The sequence below is a fragment of the Ahrensia sp. R2A130 genome (assembly GCF_000179775.1).
Classification (GTDB): Bacteria; Pseudomonadota; Alphaproteobacteria; order Rhizobiales; family Rhizobiaceae; genus Pseudahrensia.
Window position 1 is genome coordinate 69,117 of sequence record NZ_AEEB01000024.1, and the last position, 17,123, is coordinate 86,239.

At 55.6% G+C, this 17,123-nt stretch carries 8 protein-coding genes, 1 tRNA gene and 1 pseudogene; 4 read left to right on the plus strand and 6 right to left on the minus strand.

From position 1 onward, the window contains the following. The first annotated feature begins 2 nt into the window (after nucleotides 1–2). Nucleotides 3–449 (plus strand): paraquat-inducible protein A, encoded by a 447-nt coding sequence (locus R2A130_RS15860; RefSeq protein WP_009465192.1) that lies wholly within the window; start codon nucleotides 3–5, stop codon nucleotides 447–449. Between the two features lie 117 nt (nucleotides 450–566). On the opposite strand, the pseudogene R2A130_RS19030 reads toward R2A130_RS15860, so the two are convergent. Beyond that, nucleotides 567–701 (minus strand): annotated as a pseudogene (locus tag R2A130_RS19030) (helix-turn-helix domain-containing protein); the annotation flags it as partial. 292 nt (nucleotides 702–993) lie between these two features. Continuing rightward, on the minus strand, nucleotides 994–1,269 hold the full coding sequence (locus tag R2A130_RS15870) for a DUF1153 domain-containing protein (RefSeq protein ID WP_009465194.1): 276 nt from the start codon (nucleotides 1,267–1,269) through the stop codon (nucleotides 994–996). A gap of 222 nt (nucleotides 1,270–1,491) precedes the next feature. Here R2A130_RS15870 and mnmA point away from each other — a divergent pair, with 222 nt between their 5' ends. From mnmA to R2A130_RS15885, 3 genes are all read left to right on the plus strand, one after another. Continuing rightward, nucleotides 1,492–2,712 (plus strand): tRNA 2-thiouridine(34) synthase MnmA, encoded by a 1,221-nt coding sequence (gene mnmA, locus R2A130_RS15875; RefSeq protein WP_009465195.1) that lies wholly within the window; start codon nucleotides 1,492–1,494, stop codon nucleotides 2,710–2,712. Between the two features lie 234 nt (nucleotides 2,713–2,946). Next, nucleotides 2,947–3,023, plus strand: a tRNA-Met gene (locus R2A130_RS15880). A 603-nt stretch (nucleotides 3,024–3,626) separates the two neighbouring features. Then, on the plus strand, nucleotides 3,627–5,648 hold the full coding sequence (locus R2A130_RS15885; RefSeq protein ID WP_009465198.1) for an autotransporter outer membrane beta-barrel domain-containing protein: 2,022 nt from the start codon (nucleotides 3,627–3,629) through the stop codon (nucleotides 5,646–5,648). Nucleotides 5,649–6,192: 544 nt separating this feature from the next. Here the strand turns inward: R2A130_RS15885 and R2A130_RS15890 are convergent. The 4 genes from R2A130_RS15890 to R2A130_RS15905 all read right to left on the minus strand — a co-directional run. Then, nucleotides 6,193–7,305: an NAD(P)/FAD-dependent oxidoreductase gene (locus R2A130_RS15890; protein WP_009465201.1), complete on the minus strand. Its 1,113-nt coding sequence runs from the start codon at nucleotides 7,303–7,305 to the stop codon at nucleotides 6,193–6,195. Then, nucleotides 7,306–7,644 (minus strand): hypothetical protein, encoded by a 339-nt coding sequence (locus R2A130_RS15895; protein WP_009465202.1) that lies wholly within the window; start codon nucleotides 7,642–7,644, stop codon nucleotides 7,306–7,308. Then, nucleotides 7,641–8,384, minus strand: a complete 744-nt coding sequence (locus R2A130_RS15900) for a sulfite exporter TauE/SafE family protein (RefSeq protein ID WP_198008806.1) — start codon at nucleotides 8,382–8,384, stop codon at nucleotides 7,641–7,643. Before R2A130_RS15900 ends, R2A130_RS15895 begins: the two co-directional genes overlap by 4 nt. Nucleotides 8,385–8,520: 136 nt before the next feature. After that, a partial coding sequence (locus R2A130_RS15905; protein ID WP_009465204.1) for an Ig-like domain-containing protein occupies nucleotides 8,521–17,123 on the minus strand: 8,603 nt, incomplete at its 5' end.

The following is a 17,123-nucleotide window of genomic DNA, read 5'->3' on the forward strand; positions in this document are numbered from 1 at the left end:
TTATGAGAGTTGCTGCCAGCCTACTTCTGCTAGCCTCTGCGCTGTGCCTGCCGCTGGGTCTGACACTGCCGCTGCTGCATCTGCAAAAGCTCTACTTTTTCAGCGACACACCATCGCTGATCAATGTCATTACGGGACTCTGGACGCAGGGCAGCGTGGTTATCGCGATTGCAGTCGCGCTGTTTTCCGGCATCTTTCCGCTGGCAAAACTCACTCTAACCTTTATCGCAGCCGTCGCCCCACAAGCAGCGATCGCTCGTTCGCCGCTGATCGCCACGACAGGTGCTCTGGCAAAATGGTCGATGATGGATGTGTTGCTGGTGGCAATCGTCATTTTCGCAGCAAAAAGCTCAGGCTTCGCCACGGCATTTGCCCAACCGGGTTTGTGGTTTTACGGTGCAAGCGCACTATGTGGCGCAGTGGCAGCAGCACTTCTCAAGCGCAGCTGATAGACCTTATCAGCTTGGCAAACGGCGCCCGGGCTGGAAGCCCTGTAGCAGAACCATATGCGCGTCTTTCGGTTCGGCCTGCTTCTGCTTCACTTCGTCTGCTTCCGGCGCGCGCAGCTCGATCAACTTGTCGCGCAGGGTCATCAGGTCGATGCCAAGAATATCGGCAGCCCAAGTGCGGTTGCCGCCACAACGGGCCAACGTGCCGCAAATCAATTCCCGTTCCACGTCTGCAAGACTGCGCCCAACCAGCTTTTGCACGGTATGGGAAAATCCAAAATCGCCGTCTTTGTCAAAGGGGTGGTCGAAGGAATGATTCATGGGGAGCGCGGTCCTGAGAAGCTGAAGCGCCGGTGGCTGTCTGTATCGAGAGCCGCCCGGCCGTGTTGATCCCAAGATTGACGCGACATGGTAAACCGTCGGTAAACCGTCGTGTAATTTTCCACAAAAAACGCCAAAACCGCATCGCCGACCGTTAGGTCAGGCAAAGCGGAGATCGCGGATTCGTATAAGAAATCAGAGCGCTGCCCGCGCCCTTAGAAGATCAGTGGCGATATTGTTGGATACGCGTGGTGCGCAAACCGGCCAGACCGTGGTCGTCGATGGATGCCTGCCAAGACAGGAACTCCTCGACCGTCAGCGTGTAACGCTGACAAGCTTCATCCAGGCTTAGCAAACCACCACGAACTGCTGCTACGACCTCTGCCTTACGGCGGATCACCCAGCGACGCGTGGTCGTAGGCGGAAGGTCGGCAATCGTCAGGGGGCTCCCATCAGGGCCGATGACATATTTCACCCGAGGGCGCATTTGTTCGGTCATGATACTCTCTACTCAATACAAAAAACGGTGTCTGACCAGACAAGCCAAAGCTATGCGGCATGGCTTAACAACGGATGAACCTTGCCACTGCATTGCCACATTGTGTCATGATGCAAGCCCGTGTGACCGGATTTACTGGGCTTCCGCGCTTGCCAAATGCCCATTCCACACCATATCAGACGGGCAATTCCACCCGTTCTGCACCCATTTACAGGCTATCCCATGGCGCTGAATTCCCTTGGCTTTGATAAGGCACCTGCCGACACCCGCGTCGTTGTTGCGATGTCGGGCGGTGTGGATTCGTCAGTGGTGGCCTGCCTTTTGAAGGAACAGGGCTACGAAGTGCTGGGCATGACGTTGCAGCTCTACGACCACGGTGCTGCCGTGCAGAAAAAAGGCGCGTGTTGTGCCGGTCAGGACATTCATGATGCCCGCCGCGTGTCCGAGCAGATGGGCTTCCCCCATTACGTGCTCGACTATGAACAGAAGTTTCGCGAGCAGGTGATCGACCCCTTCGCCAAAGCCTATATCAATGGCGAAACACCGATTCCTTGCGTCGCGTGTAACCAGACGGTCAAATTCTCCGATCTGCTGACAACAGCTCGAGAGTTGGGTGCAGATTGCCTCGCCACGGGCCACTACATTATTTCAAAGCCCGGCGACGACGGCCCGTTGAAAAACCGACAGCTGTTCCGTCCGGCAGATGCCGACAAGGACCAGAGCTACTTTCTGTTCGCCACGACGCAAGAGCAGTTAGATTTTCTGCGCTTCCCTCTCGGTGACGTGCCAAAATCCCGGACCCGCGAAATGGCGCAGGAAATGGATCTGATCGTTGCTGAAAAAAGCGACAGCCAGGATATCTGTTTCGTGCCGCAGGGCAAATATGCCGACATCATCGCCAAGATTCGCCCCGATGCGGGCGTTGCGGGCGATATCGTGCATCTTGATGGCCGCGTGTTGGGCCGTCACGACGGCATATTCAATTTCACCATCGGCCAGCGCCGCGGTATCGGCATCGCCACTGGCGACCCTGTCTATGTCATATCGATCGATGCCAAGACCGCGACAGTAACCGTCGGCCCACGCGAAGCCTTGGCCACGCGCCGCATAGCGCTGCGCGACGTCAACTGGCTGGGCGATGAAACGCTGGAAGACGCCGTATCCGAGGAAGGCATAGATCTTCATGTGCGCGTACGCTCTACAAGACCGCCCCGCCCTGCCCGCCTGACGTTGGAAGACGGCACAGCCTTTATAACGCTCACGGACGGCGAAGACGGAATTTCACCGGGGCAGGCCTGCGTGTTCTATGTCGATGAAAACCCGCAAACCCGCGTGCTGGGCGGTGGCTGGATCGCAAAAACATGGAGCGCAGCCGGTGCCGTTGATGCGGCAGTAACCGCTCCGCCTTCACAGCCGCTGGTTACAAGAAGAGCAATCGGTTAGTGCAGGGAAGGCTCTGCCTGCACTATCGTGACCGTTGCGGCACTCAGATCGTAACACTGGGTGCGATGAGACAAACAGCAGAAACAGGGTCGCAAAGCCTCATCATCACCCGCTCATCAATTGTAGGCCAGCCATTGCGTTTTCACGGTTGACGCAGCCTGCCCACCTTCCCTATAGAACGCCGGTTCGCGTAACCAATTCGGCAACGCAAACAGTCCGACAGGACCACCCCGTGGCGGGGTAGCTCAGCTGGTTAGAGCAGCGGAATCATAATCCGCGTGTCGGGGGTTCAAGTCCCTCTCCCGCTACCATTTTATTCAATTAATTCAATTCCTTGCGAAGATTCAATCTAAACTTTTCATGCGCACTCAAGTTTGTTGCTACAAGCGCTCTGCAGGAGTAGCGAATGATTAAGGATACTACGTAGCACGCTTGACCCAGAGTTGGGTTGTGCAGCCTAGTGTCACTAAACCCGCAGGTTACCAAAACCATTTGGTTCAAAACATGGCTATGACGCCCAATTGATACGGATCAAACGAACATCATTGGCGCGCGCGGTGCTTTACATAACGTCCGAAGCACGTCGTAAAATACATCAATCCAATCGTCCGCTTTCCGCCCCAGATTGGATGTTCAAAAAAACGCGGCGCTGCTCCAAAACGGACACAAAAATGCTCGGGGGTAACCAGCAGTCGACGGCAAAGCCTGCTTTCAAAGGGAGAGCCGCCGCCCTTTGCAGACAGCCGTAACGTGTTGTTTTTACCACATTTTGGCGGAAATATGGCGATAAGCACCGTTTTCCAAGTCGGATTCGACCTGCAGGATTGCAAACGGCCCCACTTCACTAAATTTTTCTTTTAAGAGCCTGTTAAGGTTTTATTTGACGCTTGCAGGGGCATGCCGGGGAAAATTCTATGATCTATTCGCTAAAAACAGCACTGCGCGGCGTTGCTGCCTCATCATTGACTGCCGGTATGTCTCTTTCACTCGCCCTCAGTGTTTCAACAGTCTCGCTCATCGCATCATCCACCAGCGCCCACGCTGCTTGTGCAATCGATGCTGCTAATCCGTTGCTGGCCACCTGTACCGGCGCCGACGTGGACGGTTTTAGTGTTCCAAGTGACGGTTTTACGGTCAATGTTCTCGATGGTGCCACTGTCACCAATGGCGGCGATGCCATTGGTGGGAGTTCCCGAGACAATGTGCGTGTCGTGAATGATGGCTCTCTGACATCCACTAGCGCTGACGGAGTCGATTTGGATGACTTCGGCACGGTAATCAACAACGGTGCGATCGTTGCAGACGATAATGGAATTGAAGGCGGAGACAACGGGGTCTATATCAACAACGGCACGATCACTGTTATTGATGATGATGGAATTAACGTCGACAACCGCTCACGAGTGGAAAATCACGGCACAATCATAGCCGATGACGAAGGCATTGAAGTGGATGAAGGTTCAACTGTCGTAAACACCGGGCTCGTAAGAGCCAGAGGCGGCCAAGCGATTGAGGGAAACGAAGCCAACACCAGAATCTTCAACTCCGGGACACTTATTTCAACCTCAGACGACGGTATCGATATTGGCGACCAAGGGTTTATCCAAAATTCCGGCTCAATTTTTGGAGAAGATTCTGGTATAATTGCAGATGGCGGTACGGTGACAATCGTCAATTCCGGGCTTGTGGCCGATCTTGACGGCCCGACTGGTAGGGCGATCAGGGCGGTCGGCGCTGATCTTTCACTAACTCTTCTGCCGGGTTCCGTTCTAGTGGGTTCGTTGGAGCCAGGCGCAGGCACAGATATGCTGACACTCGCACCAGGCCTCGATGCGATCTTAGAAGTCAGTGGCACACAATTTGAAAGCATTGCATTCGGCTCACCACTACAAACCATCCTCGGCCAACAGATCGTACAAGTTGATACCACGACAATGGCGCTGGTGGATGATGCGTTTGCCGATGTTGCAGGCAATGTTGGTCTCAATGTCCAGAACCGTATCGATTCAGCATTTGCAGCACCCGGTGCGCCTGCCGAAGGCGTGGCAGCTTACGGCAGCAGTTTTACATCCGGGTTCTCACCCGCAGCTGGCGCGCGCACTTATTGGAGTTCAGCCTTTGCTGCCAGAACGGCTAGCGATCAGTCTTTTCCTGCCGGATCTGCAGCGAGCGGTTCAATCGGCACAGTCTCCGGTATCGATATCTCAACGGGTAATGCCGGTCTCTATGGTGTATTCGCCGGTGGTGCATATGGCCTTATCGAAAGCAGCGACAACAATGGCGCAGAGATCGATTCCCAAGCTTACTATGCAGGCGTCTATGGTCGCACCCAGCTGAACAGTATAGCATTCAATGCCGTGTTGACCGGTGGCTGGATGAAATTCGATTCAAACCGCACAGTGGCCAACAACACCGTAGTTGGTGGCCTCGAAACGGCTAAAGCTGACTATAGCGGCTTCTTCATCGCTCCCCAGCTTACAGCATCCTCTCAATGGGGTGTAGGCGGCCACTCTATTCTGCCATCTTTCAGCGTCGGCTACGCTGGCCTGTTTCTCGACGGATACACCGAAGCTGGTTCTGCGGCCAACGTGACAGTCAACGACCGTGATATTCACGTGTTTAACGCCCGCCTGAAAATCGCGCTTGTTCAGGACGTCGAAAACAGTGACGGCACGATGACAACATTGCGCCCCTATTTGGGTGTCGAAGGCCGCACCGCCACAGGTGATGCGGACAAGATCAACGCCACCTTGCTGGGCAACAATGTGTCTTTCGATCCGGGCGGCGAAACATCGAAAGCACGCGGTTTCGTTGGTTTTGACTTTGCCCGTCCAGTCACTGACACGATTTCCGTATTCGGTCGGACAGAGGTTGGTTACGAAACCGATGACCGCTGGTCCGGCGCCGTACAACTCGGTTTTAGTGCCACCTTCTGATATGTTGCAGCGGGCCTGCCGCTTACAAGCGGCAGTTCAGAAAATTTGTGCCCGCGCGCTCGAACTGTAAGCTGCAGGCGCCCGTGAGACACTCTCTGGGTTGGTTCCGCCACAGATCGTGACCGTAAAACGCCCAACCGGTGATCGCAGCATCGTTCACATTCTTCATCTGCTTGATCACATAGGTGAGGTGGTGGGTTCGACATGATAGTGGTGGCCGCCACCTCGACCGGCATGACAGCCGCACTCGCCTAATTGTCCCGTATTGATGTATCGTGTGCTGCGCCTGATAGTGTTTCAGGCCGTCTTGAGCGTTTCCCCAAATCGGTAAAATCCCGAATCGAAACCCCATCCACGGCAGCGGCTAAAGCCGCATTGTGGGTCTATGGCATGCCACATGAAACTGGCGTTAGCGGAACGGGCCTCGAATAGGCTTTCGCGTGAACCAGCACTTGCTGATTGGTTCCGATTTGTCTGCGTTTGAGGAAATTAGAATGCATGAAATACGCCCTCAAGAAAATGACGCAAGCGCAGGGTCTCTTCGCTACCGGTAAAGCTCCATAAATCGACGGTCGTTCCAGTCCTTTAAAGCCAATGCAGACTTGCCCCGCCACCAAACAGACCCCCAAGAAGCCAGCCCTGTGCCATCTCCAAGGTTAAGCGCAGCAAACCAAATTTTTTGGGGCTTGTAAGCACGAAGTGGTTCGTCTGCGGCACGTGCCATGAGGTTTTCGGTGAGAACAGGCGACGCGCGAACACCAAAAACGCCGACCTTTGGCAAATTATATCCCCGAATCGACGCACAATCGCCTACCGCAAATATACGGTCGTCATCTGGCGATTGCAGATACGACGTAACGATGAGACCGCTCTCGTTGTGGTCAAGTTCACAGGCTGTAACAAGTGCAGATGGCTGCAAACCCGTCGCCACCATGGCGACATCAAAAGGCATTTCACTGCTGTCTGCCAGCGTCAAAACCTTTTCCTCAATGGCGTTCACATACGTGTCACACATCACACGACAACCGGCAGCTTCAAGCACGTTCCGCATTGCCTTTCGTGCCCCGACAGGTTCGTTTCCGATCAAATCGACATCTGCACTGACGAGCGCTGCATCAAGGTTTCCGCCTTCAGCACGGGCTAGCGCCATAGCATTGAGAGTGAGTTCGCAACCTGAATGATTGCCGCCAACGGTTATCCACCGCACTCGATCACCCCTTTGAAAACGCCCCTTCAGGTCTTCACGCAGTTGCAGGAGATCGGAAATCGGCTTCGGCGACCAGATGCCATCGCCTGAGATCGAAAATGGCGGTGAGACATGAGAACCGACGTTTAGCGATAGAAAATCGTATGGAACCCTTGTGCCATCACCAAGCACAACATCGCGAGCAGTACGGTCGATAGATACCGCCCGACCTTTTATGAAATCGATCCCGTGTCGTGTAGCGAAAGCCTCAGCATCGATGACATCGTCAGCGCGCTCGTATCGCCCGCCGAGCATACCGGAACCAATCGAAGAGTACCAAAATTCGCCATCATCTATGAGTGTAAGCCGCAGGCCTTCGCGCCGAAATTGCGCCGCCCGCGAACCAACGTAAAGATGGGCATGGCCCAGACCAACAAGTACGACGTGCTGCATATCCGCCAAGGGTGCCAACTAGTTCTTCGCTGCAATGTGATTTACGATCCGCTCGCCAGATGCATCCAGCCAGACAATCGTTTTCAGCTCATCATCAGCAAGCAAATCGAAGCAAGCCCAGCCATCAGCAGGAGGCCATTGGGAACAATATTGATCGCCCTGCACGCGCCAACTGCCATAGCTATCACGCCCTTTGAACGAGTAGGTCGTGGCGCCCGCTTCGGAGAAAGTTTGCCGTGTGTCTTGCCCGGTTGCGATAATCGTAGGCAGCAGCGCAGCAACCGCAGCGCCGTCGAGTTTTCTTTGGCCAGCTTGCGCGGTGGAGATCATCAATAGCGCAGCCAAAAGCAGTCTCATGACAGTCCCCGCATGATGAGTAGGATTGATGCGCCGAGCGCAATCATCAACAATGCGGGACGGTACCTCGTGTCGAAGCGTCCGCGCAATCGCCGCCCGAACCACGTTCCTGTGATTGCCGCCGGCACCATGAAGAGCGCCATTTGAATATCCACCCAATCGCCGCGTCCACTGGCAAAAATGAACGCCAGCGAAAACGCGCCTCCCAATGCAAAGAATGTTGCAAGCGTTGGACGCGAAGGAATGGCCGGTCGATTTTGGTAGATCAACGCCAATGGCGGCGCACCCACCGATGTGATGATGCCGGTGAAGCCGGAAAGCAGTCCCATCGTCACAAGATTGAAGCCGTTTAGCGCAAGCTGCCACCCGATCGTTGTCAGCACCACCGCAAACAAGATGGTGCACCCGAACACGAGGCTGAACAGTTTTACATCGGTGAGTGATAACAACACCCATCCGCCCACTAGAATTCCTATAAAACGTCCCGCAAACCCGATACCGACTTCGCGCCAAACAATGTGTTCGCGCTCCGCCCAGGCACCCGCAAACGATGTGGCTGAGCCTAGAAAGAGCGCAGCGGTCGGAACCATCATCGGATCGATCAAAGCTAATAGCGGAGCAACCGACAACCCAAACCCCATGCCAAGACCGGCCTGAACAATGGCACCAGCAAACACGACTGCAAGCACAACCGCTGCCCAAAATAGCGAGTTGAAGACCAAAGGTGTGGCGTCGAGCATGGCGGCGTTCCGAAGCGACGAGAACAGGCCGACGCATGCCATTTCACATCACAGCCAGCAAACTGTCACAAGTGCTCAAGAAATGAAGCATCAAACTGGATGTTCAGTAGCGCGGCACCATCGCCGCGCCAGCGGATTAGGTATCTTCCGCAGCGCGGAGCTTCGCCATCGCTTCAAACAGTCCCGACGCATGTTCCTGGGCGTTATCGCCAACCTGACAATATTCAATGCCCGGTGCGTCCGCGATGCTGCGAAGCTGGTCATTGAAGCCTAGTCCTGCCGAAGATCCATAGCCGGACACCACCAAGGGTGCAGCCAGCGTAACGGCTTCAATCTCGCCGGTTGGACCATCAATGCGAACGCCGCGCGACACCACAGAACCATCTTCAAAGTTGGCGGAAATCTTCAACTCCAGATCCCAAAGGCTCGCAGGCCGCTCAGCCACCACGAACCCGTCACGTACAATCCGCAGCCATGATGGAACCGGTGAACCGTCCAGCATTTCTACCGAATAACGAGCGACCATGCCCTGCACTTCAGGATCGAACGAGTTGTTGATGTCGATAAACAGAATGCGGTTACGCACATAGGTATCGATGATGAGATCGCCGCTTGTGCGATCGTCTTCAACACCGTCACTGCGCAACGCATCGCCCTCGCCACCGGAACCAAGCCGGAGTGAGTAACCCGTCAGGCCTTCGATATCCCAAGAACCATTGAGCTCATCACGACCTTCAGCCTCGGTGCGGCTGGCGCTGAGCGCAGCAATTGCGTTCACAGCATCAAGAACAGCTGCGTCCTCACCCACCACATTGGAGGTGGCACGGGTGTCAGCAATGCCGTTCACCGCATCGCGTATAATGCCTTGTTGCCCGCCAAGGTCAGCAGTGCCGCTCAGATCGGAAATACCGTCGATAACATTTGTCAGGATTGGGTCGACTTGATCGATACCGGACGTCGGACGAGGCTTGAGCGGCTCAAATGCCGTGGTGCCAGGATCATCAGTGGTGATGATACCCGGATCAACAACCGGTAGCGGCGCTGTTAGCGTTACACTCGCAGTTGCCGTGCCGCCCTGCCCGTCATCTGCGGTCACCTGGAAGCTAAAGCCTTCGCCCGGCTGCACATCATCCGGCACGTTGCCTGTGGCAATGCCGGTGGTGTGGTCCAGCGTCAGCCAGACCGGCAGACCGGTTGCAGTGAATGTCAATGTGTCGCCGTCGGGATCGACAAACAGACTTGCCACATTCAACACGACGCTTTCTTCGGGTTGGATCTGCTGGACACCATCACGCACTGCAATCGGAGCTGGGTTGGTGAAGCTCAAATCGATCTCGACTGAGACCGGCGCACCAGTATCCTGCGCGGTCACAGTAACCCGCACAGTTGGTGTTTGCGAAGCATCAGATGGCAACACGCCAGAGATCACACCCGTCGTAGCGTCGATAGCGAAACCAAACGGTAAGTTGGTCGCAGTGAACACCGCACCATCGGCATCGGCAAACAGGGGGGTCGTGGCAATGGCAGCGGTCTCACCGTCGATCAATGAAAGTGCAGACAGCGGCACCGCGACTGAGACCGGATCGTCCACCGGCGTCACTGTAATATCGACCGTGATTTCGCGTGTACCCGCTACCGGATCGCTCACGCTCACGCGGAAACTGTCCGGGCCGTTATAGTCCGGGTTCGGCGTATATGTGTAATCGCCAGTCGCCGGGTCGGTGATGATCACCGTGCCGTTGGTTGCATCAAGAACAAGCGTGGCAACAGGATTGGCCGCAGCTCCGATTTCGATAGAACCGGTGAGCACTGTGTCCTCAGGCGTGGTCTGTGGAGGCTCGGACACCGTGATCGTAATCGGCGTGTTCACCACCTCGATCGTGACCGTCACTTCTGTGCTTTCGCCGCTTCCGTCCTGAACTAAGACAGTGAAAGTGTCGGTGCCAAGGAAGCCTGCATTCGGTGTGTAGTCCCATGTCAGATCAGGATTGACGATCACGGTGCCGTTGACGGGCCCTGTGCCGAGGATTTGGGTTAGTGCATCTCCATCAGGATCGGTAGCGATGGTCGTGCCGCCGATTGTTTGGGATGGTCCCGTCTCTACATTCTGATCAGTTCCCACCGGTGCGCTGTTCACATCGGTAACCGTTATGGTCACAGTTTCCGTCTCGGTCGTACCGTTTGCGAGCACCGAGTAAGTGAAAGTGTCAGTGCCAACGAAACCGGTATCCGGTGTGTAGGTGATGTTACCGGCACCATCGAAAGTTACAGAGCCATTGCCGCCTTGAGTGACATTGTTCACCACCGCAGGCCCGGAGAACGTATCTGCCGATGCACCAGTTGTTCCGGTCAACACGTTGAAGGTTGCCGCTGTGTCTTCACGGGTCGTGACATTGTCAGGAACAGTATCGGTCACCGCAGTAACAGTGACGGACACGGTTGCGCGGTCCGTACCACCCATGCCGTCATCAGCAAGAATGATGAAGCTGTCAGCTCCAACGAAGTCAGCTTCTGGCGTGTAAGTCCAAGAGCCGCTCGGATCGAACGTCAGCGTACCGTTTGTGGGCTGGGTATCGACGCTGAATGTGAAAGGGTCGCCCTCGGCATCTGTCGCTGTTACGACACCGATGACTGTCGTGTCTTCTGCCGTGGTCACTGCATCATCATCAGCAACCGGGGCTGCGTTGACAGCACCAACTTCGATAGTCAGTTCCGCATTGTCTGCGCCACCATTTCCATCATCAATAGTGTAGGTGATGAGAGGCGTGCGACCGTTGAAACCTGCAGCAGGGTCGAAGGTCCATGCGCCTGCAGCGTCCATGGTGAAGCTACCAACGCTCGGAATGAGCGTCGATGCACCGAGGAAAATGGGGCCAGCGTGACCGTCAATTGTGTAGCCAGTTACCGTCAGCGCATCGCCATCAGCATCGCTATCAACAGTAGCAGGATCACCACCTTCGTCGTCAGTGATGACGTTGCCGTTGACTGAAGTATCCTGCGTCGTGGTCGCAAGATTATTCTGCGCGATAGGATTGTCGTTGACCGCAGTCACCGGAGAAAACGACAGCTGTGCCGTACCGAAACCACCCTGACCATCGGTCAGAACATAAGTCGCAGAGGGCACAACACCGGCATAGTTTGCTTCCGGCGTAAATGTGTAACCACCGCCTGCGCCAATGGTCAGCGTGCCAACACCCGGAATGGTTGCCGTATCACCCGCATTGAAGGAACCAGGAACACCACCAACAGTGAAGGATACCAGCGACAACGTATCGCCGTCAGCATCAGTATCATTGGACAACACGTTGCCGCTGGATGGCATATCTTCCAACACCGCAATCGGGCCATCATCGACACCGATCGGGCGGTCGTTGACAGCTACGATGGTGAAGGCAATCGAGCCTGTTGATTGCGGACCGGATGCAGAAGCATCGCCTTCATCATCAGCAACGACGTACGTCGCATCGTCCACGGCGCCGGAATAGTCCGGCGCACCGATGAAGTTCAACGAGGCGAATTCAGTCACAGTGAGGACTGTGCCGTCAGCGACGGGCAGCGACGCGCCGCCGCCATCTGGCGTGTAGCTCAATGTACCCTGCGATGGCAGCGGCACGGAACCGAAGGTTATGTTGAGCGAGCCAACTGCATCGTCAGCATCTGTCGGCAGCGTAGGCGAGACGGAAACAGCAACATCTTCATCGGTGCTGACCGTATTGACGAAGCCAACGGGGCTGTCGTTTACAGGCACAATTGTGATCGTGAGAGTGCTATCGGCGGTGCCACCTTCAGGGTCGGCCACCGTGTAGGTGATCGTTGGGACAGCGCCATCATAGTCCGGCACCGGCGCGAAGCTGTAGCTGCCATCGCCAGAAAGCGTAAGCGTACCCACCGCTGCACCACCAGTTCCGAAGATAACGGTAGGCGTATCCAAAGCAACGGCATTTGTACCACCACCGGGGATCGGAACGACAGCACCGGTAAGGGTCAACACACCGCCTTCAGGATCACTATCAACACCGCCAAGCAGTGCGCCATCTACGATACCCGTAATGAGGTTGCCGGTAACCGTTGCATCTTCAAGCACGGTCACAGCATCTGCCAGCGCAACCGGCAGATCGTTCTGCGGTGTTATGGTGAAGGTCACGGTCGATGGCGCTGCCTGTAGGCCTTCATCGTCTTGCGCGACATAAACGAAGTCGGAAACAGTGCCTTCATATTCCGCAGCAGGGACGAAAATCAGGCTTGTGAGTTCCGCAATGCTTAACACATCGCCATTGGCGACTTCGAACGGACCGGGACCGACAGGAGCGTCTGGCGTATAAGTCAGAACACCTTCGCCAATTGCAGGAATGGCTTGTACCACGACCGAAAGATCAGCGGCCACATCATCGACATCCGTCGGCACGGTGATCGTCAGCGCGAGCGGTGTGTCTTCCAGTACCACGAAGTCATCGTTGGAACTTGTTGGCGCATCGTTGATCGGGTTCACAATTACAGTCACCGTCGCCGGTGTAATGCCTGCCTTGCCGTCATCAATCTCGACCGTAAACGTATCAGTGCCGCTGAAGTCGTCGGTTGGTGTGTAGGTATAAGTGCCGTCCGGGTTCACCGTAACCGTACCACTAGCTGGCGGCACGGTCAGCGTTGCAGTGGGTGTGTCGCCATCAATATCCGTGATCGTGATAGTGCCAGAAACCGGAGTACCCTCGTCGGTCACCGGTGCATCGACCACCGCCACGGGCGCATCGTTGACCGGATTGATAAGCACGGCAACGGTTGCTGTCGTCGTACCACCCTGCCCATCGCTCACTTCGACAACAAAATTATCATTGCCGTTGAAGTCGGGGTTAGGCGTGTAGCTATACGTACCGTCCGTGTTCACGACCACGGTACCGTTTGTAGGTGGTGTCAAAAGCGTCGCGACAAGTGGGTCACCATCAACATCGCTCATGGTGACAAAGCCGGTGACAGGGTTGTCTTCGGACGTCACCGCCGTGTTTCCTGATGCTGTCGGAGCATCGTTCACCGATGCCACATTCATCGTGATCCGCGCAGTTTCCACGAGGAAGCCGCCCTGCCCGTCCGGTGTCTGCACTGTGTAGAGGAATGTATCCGTACCGAAGAAATTCGCGTTTGGCGTGTAGGTGATCTGACCGGCATTGATACCGCTAGTTTCCAGAACCGCGACACCAGACTGCGGTCCGTCAACGCCTGTTCCCAGAACGGTTACGGTAGCTGCTGGACTGCTGAAACCATCAGCCGTCGCGCCATCAGGCAGACCGTTGGTCAAACCCGTAAGCGGGTTGAACACGACGGCATTGTCCTCATCCAGCGCCAGCGTGTCATCGACAGCATCAGCGGCAGATGTGATGGCAATCTCAACCACAGACGTGGCATCGGGAACGACGTCCCCGGCATCATCAAAGGTGTTCATGGTCAGTGTTTCAGCAAGGCCCGCATCCGTATGGACGTCAGCATTCGGCTGATAGGTAAGGCCATCCAGCGCAGCATTGATTTGTGCAACCGTGCCTTCAAGGGTCAATGACCCGCTGCCATCACCGGATGCGATCACGCCAGCAGTAACACCAGCCGGGCTGATCGATAATGTACCGAACGTGACGGTGACCTGAGTCGTGATCAAGCCGCTGTCGGGGTCGGCCACCGACAACTCGTTCGCAGTCCCTGCGGTAAACACAAGCGGCGTGTCTTCATTCGTCGTGGTGGACGGTATCGGACCTGTCGATGTATCTGGAGCTGTGTGCACTGCAGGATCATCCACCGCTGCAACGGTGACATTTACCTGTGCAGTTTCAGATACGGTTCCACCCTGCCCGTCCGGCGTGGTGATGGTGTATTGGAAGGAATCCGTGCCACTGAAATTCGCGTCCGGTGTGTAAGTCAGCTCACCATCGGCAGAGAATGTAACGGTGCCATTGCTTGGTCCATTTGCCCCTGTTCCGATAGCGGTCAACGTCGGACCAGCCAGCGTACCAGGCGTCTGCAGGTTCTCGAAATTGTCCGCACCACCGGTCGATCCGCCGCCTTGAACAGCGCCTGTAAGGACGTTCAACGTGACAGCGACATCTTCTTGCGTGGTCACAGTATCGTCCGCCGCGTCAACCCGAGCAACCACATCAATGTCGACACTGGTCATGATAGTGAGAGGGATCAGAACGCCGGTGTCGACGGTAAGCGTAATAGTATCGCTACCGTAATAGTCTGCAACACTGTTATAGATCAGGCCGTCCAGTGCAGCCGTTACATCCGCCCAAGAACCTGTGAGGGTCACGGTAGAACTACCATTATCAGGCGACACTACGCCCGCAGTAAGATTTGCAGCCAGCGTACCGTGGTCGGCCGACAACGTTACATCAACCAGTGCTGTGGGCAGCAACCCCAGTGGTGGGCGAAGATCAAACCCGATCCCAGTGGCGACCGAGAAAATCAGAGGCGTGTCTTCCGCAACAATCTGCAGACCCGGAACTGGGTCCACCACTTCGATTGCCAATGCGGCAGTATCTGTAAGTGGCCCGCCGACAGCAGCGGAACTATCCGTCACAGTAACGGTCACCGCAGGAACCGGCCCCGAGAATGTGTTGAGCGGCAAGAAGGTAAAGTCACCATTAGCGTCGATTGTCAGTGTACCGGCAGTCGGAACATTGACGGTAGCACCGGCAGCAAAGGTTGATGGCAGACCGGCAACCGTGAAGCTTTCCACCGTTACGGTTTCACCATCCACATCAGAGTCGAGACCAGCACCTGTATCTTGCGTCAGAACGTTGCCAACAAGGCCGCCTACCGCGCCCGAATTGACGACATATGAATTGTCGGTCGCAACCGGCGCGTCGTTCACCGGTGAGATGGTGATATCAAGCAGGGCGATATCCGTACCGCCATTCCCGTCACTCAACGTGTAGGTGACGGATGGAACTGCCCCGTTAAAATTCGTCGCTGGCGAAAAGACGAAGCCGCCATCGTTATCCAGCGTCAACGAACCGACAATTTCACCGCCTGCATCAAAAATATCAGTAGCAACGCCCAGTGTGATCGCCACCGGTGAACCGGCAACGTCGACAGTTGCACTTGCAATCGCCAGCGTATCGCCATCAACATCACTGTCGAGGCCAGCTCCGGCGTCTGTGATGATGTTACCACCCACAGGGCCGCTGTCTTCATCAGCGGTGTAGGTGTCGTCAGCAGCGGTCGGACCATCATTGACGGATGTCACGGCGATATCGACTGTCGCAAGCGACTGCGCACCGGCAGTATCTTCGATCACATAGTTGATTTGCGGAACGGTACCGTTGAAATCAGCAGCAGGCGTGAAGCGAAGATCACCATTGGCGTCGATTTGAATCTCGCCTTCAACCAACGTAACCGGAACTCCCGGCGTAAGGGTCTGGCTGGTCGATGGAATGAACGCGGACACAACCTGCAAATCGGCAGTCAGGTCTTCCTCATCACTATCAACGCCATTGCCAAGATCATCGCCAATCAAGTTGACGACGGTCAGGCCAGAATCTTCAGCAACGCTTAGAGTATCGGGAGTGGCAAGCGGAGCATCATTTTCCGCAAACACAACACCCAGCTCGAAAAGCGCCGTGGACGTTTCGCCGAACGGATCGGTAATCTCATACTCAATGTCCACAATCGGACCGGTATAGGTGCCATTTGGCGTAACGACAGCATTGCCTGCGTCATCAATCACCACTTCGCCAACACCCGGCAAGGTCAGCGTGTCGCCAACCAGTACCCAAGAAGCGCCTCCAGTATTTGGACGGTAGCGGGTGACTTCTAACACATCACCATCGGGGTCAATGTCGTTAGCCAGCACATTGACGTTTAGCGGTGTGTTTTCACCGATGTCGTAAGCCGTTCCAAGATCATTATCGTTGATGGCCGTTGGCGCTACGTTGTCGTCCTGCACGTCGACCGTCAGCACCGCGCTATCGGACAAGGTACCGAGATCCGTCACGGTGTAGTCGATAGCGACCGTTCCAACGAAGCCACCATTACGTTGCAGGGAAAGCGCTTCGAATTCCGCAACCGACAGGGTCCATGGTCCAGCACCTGTCAAAATGATCACAGTGTTCGTGACATCTTCACGATAGCTCAGTGCAGCATCTGCCGTAGGCGTCCATCCATCGATTGTGACGGTCAATTCGGTCGCCACGTTATCAATATCAGTTGGCGCAACCGGATTGAGCGCGACCGCAGCATCGCCTTCAACAGCGAGCAGTTGATCGGTCGCCACAGGCGCATCATTCACAGGCAGCACATTGACCGCAATAGAACCGTTGGAACCAGCATCACTTTCAGAGGCATCGCCCTCATCGTCAAACGCTCGATAGGTGAGCGCAGCGACAGAACCATTAGCATCGGCAACGGGGGTGAAAGTCAGGCTGCTGAATTCAACAACCGTGATGATCTGACCTGTCGCTACAGGAACAATCGCCCCGCCAGGCACAGCGGTATAGCTGAATGAACCCAATGTCGTTGATGGCACCGACGTAATCTCAACCCGCAAATCGCCAGAGACGTCATCAACATCAGTAGGCAATGTTGGGTTCAGACCAGTAGGCGTATCTTCCAGAACATCTATCGTCTGAACGAAACCATCAGGCGCATCGTTCTGTGGGTTCACCGTGATGGTAACAGTCGCCGTGTCTGTTCCGCCATTGCCGTCATCGACAGACACAGTGAACGTGTCCGTGCCGTTGAAGTCGGCAGCAGGCGTGT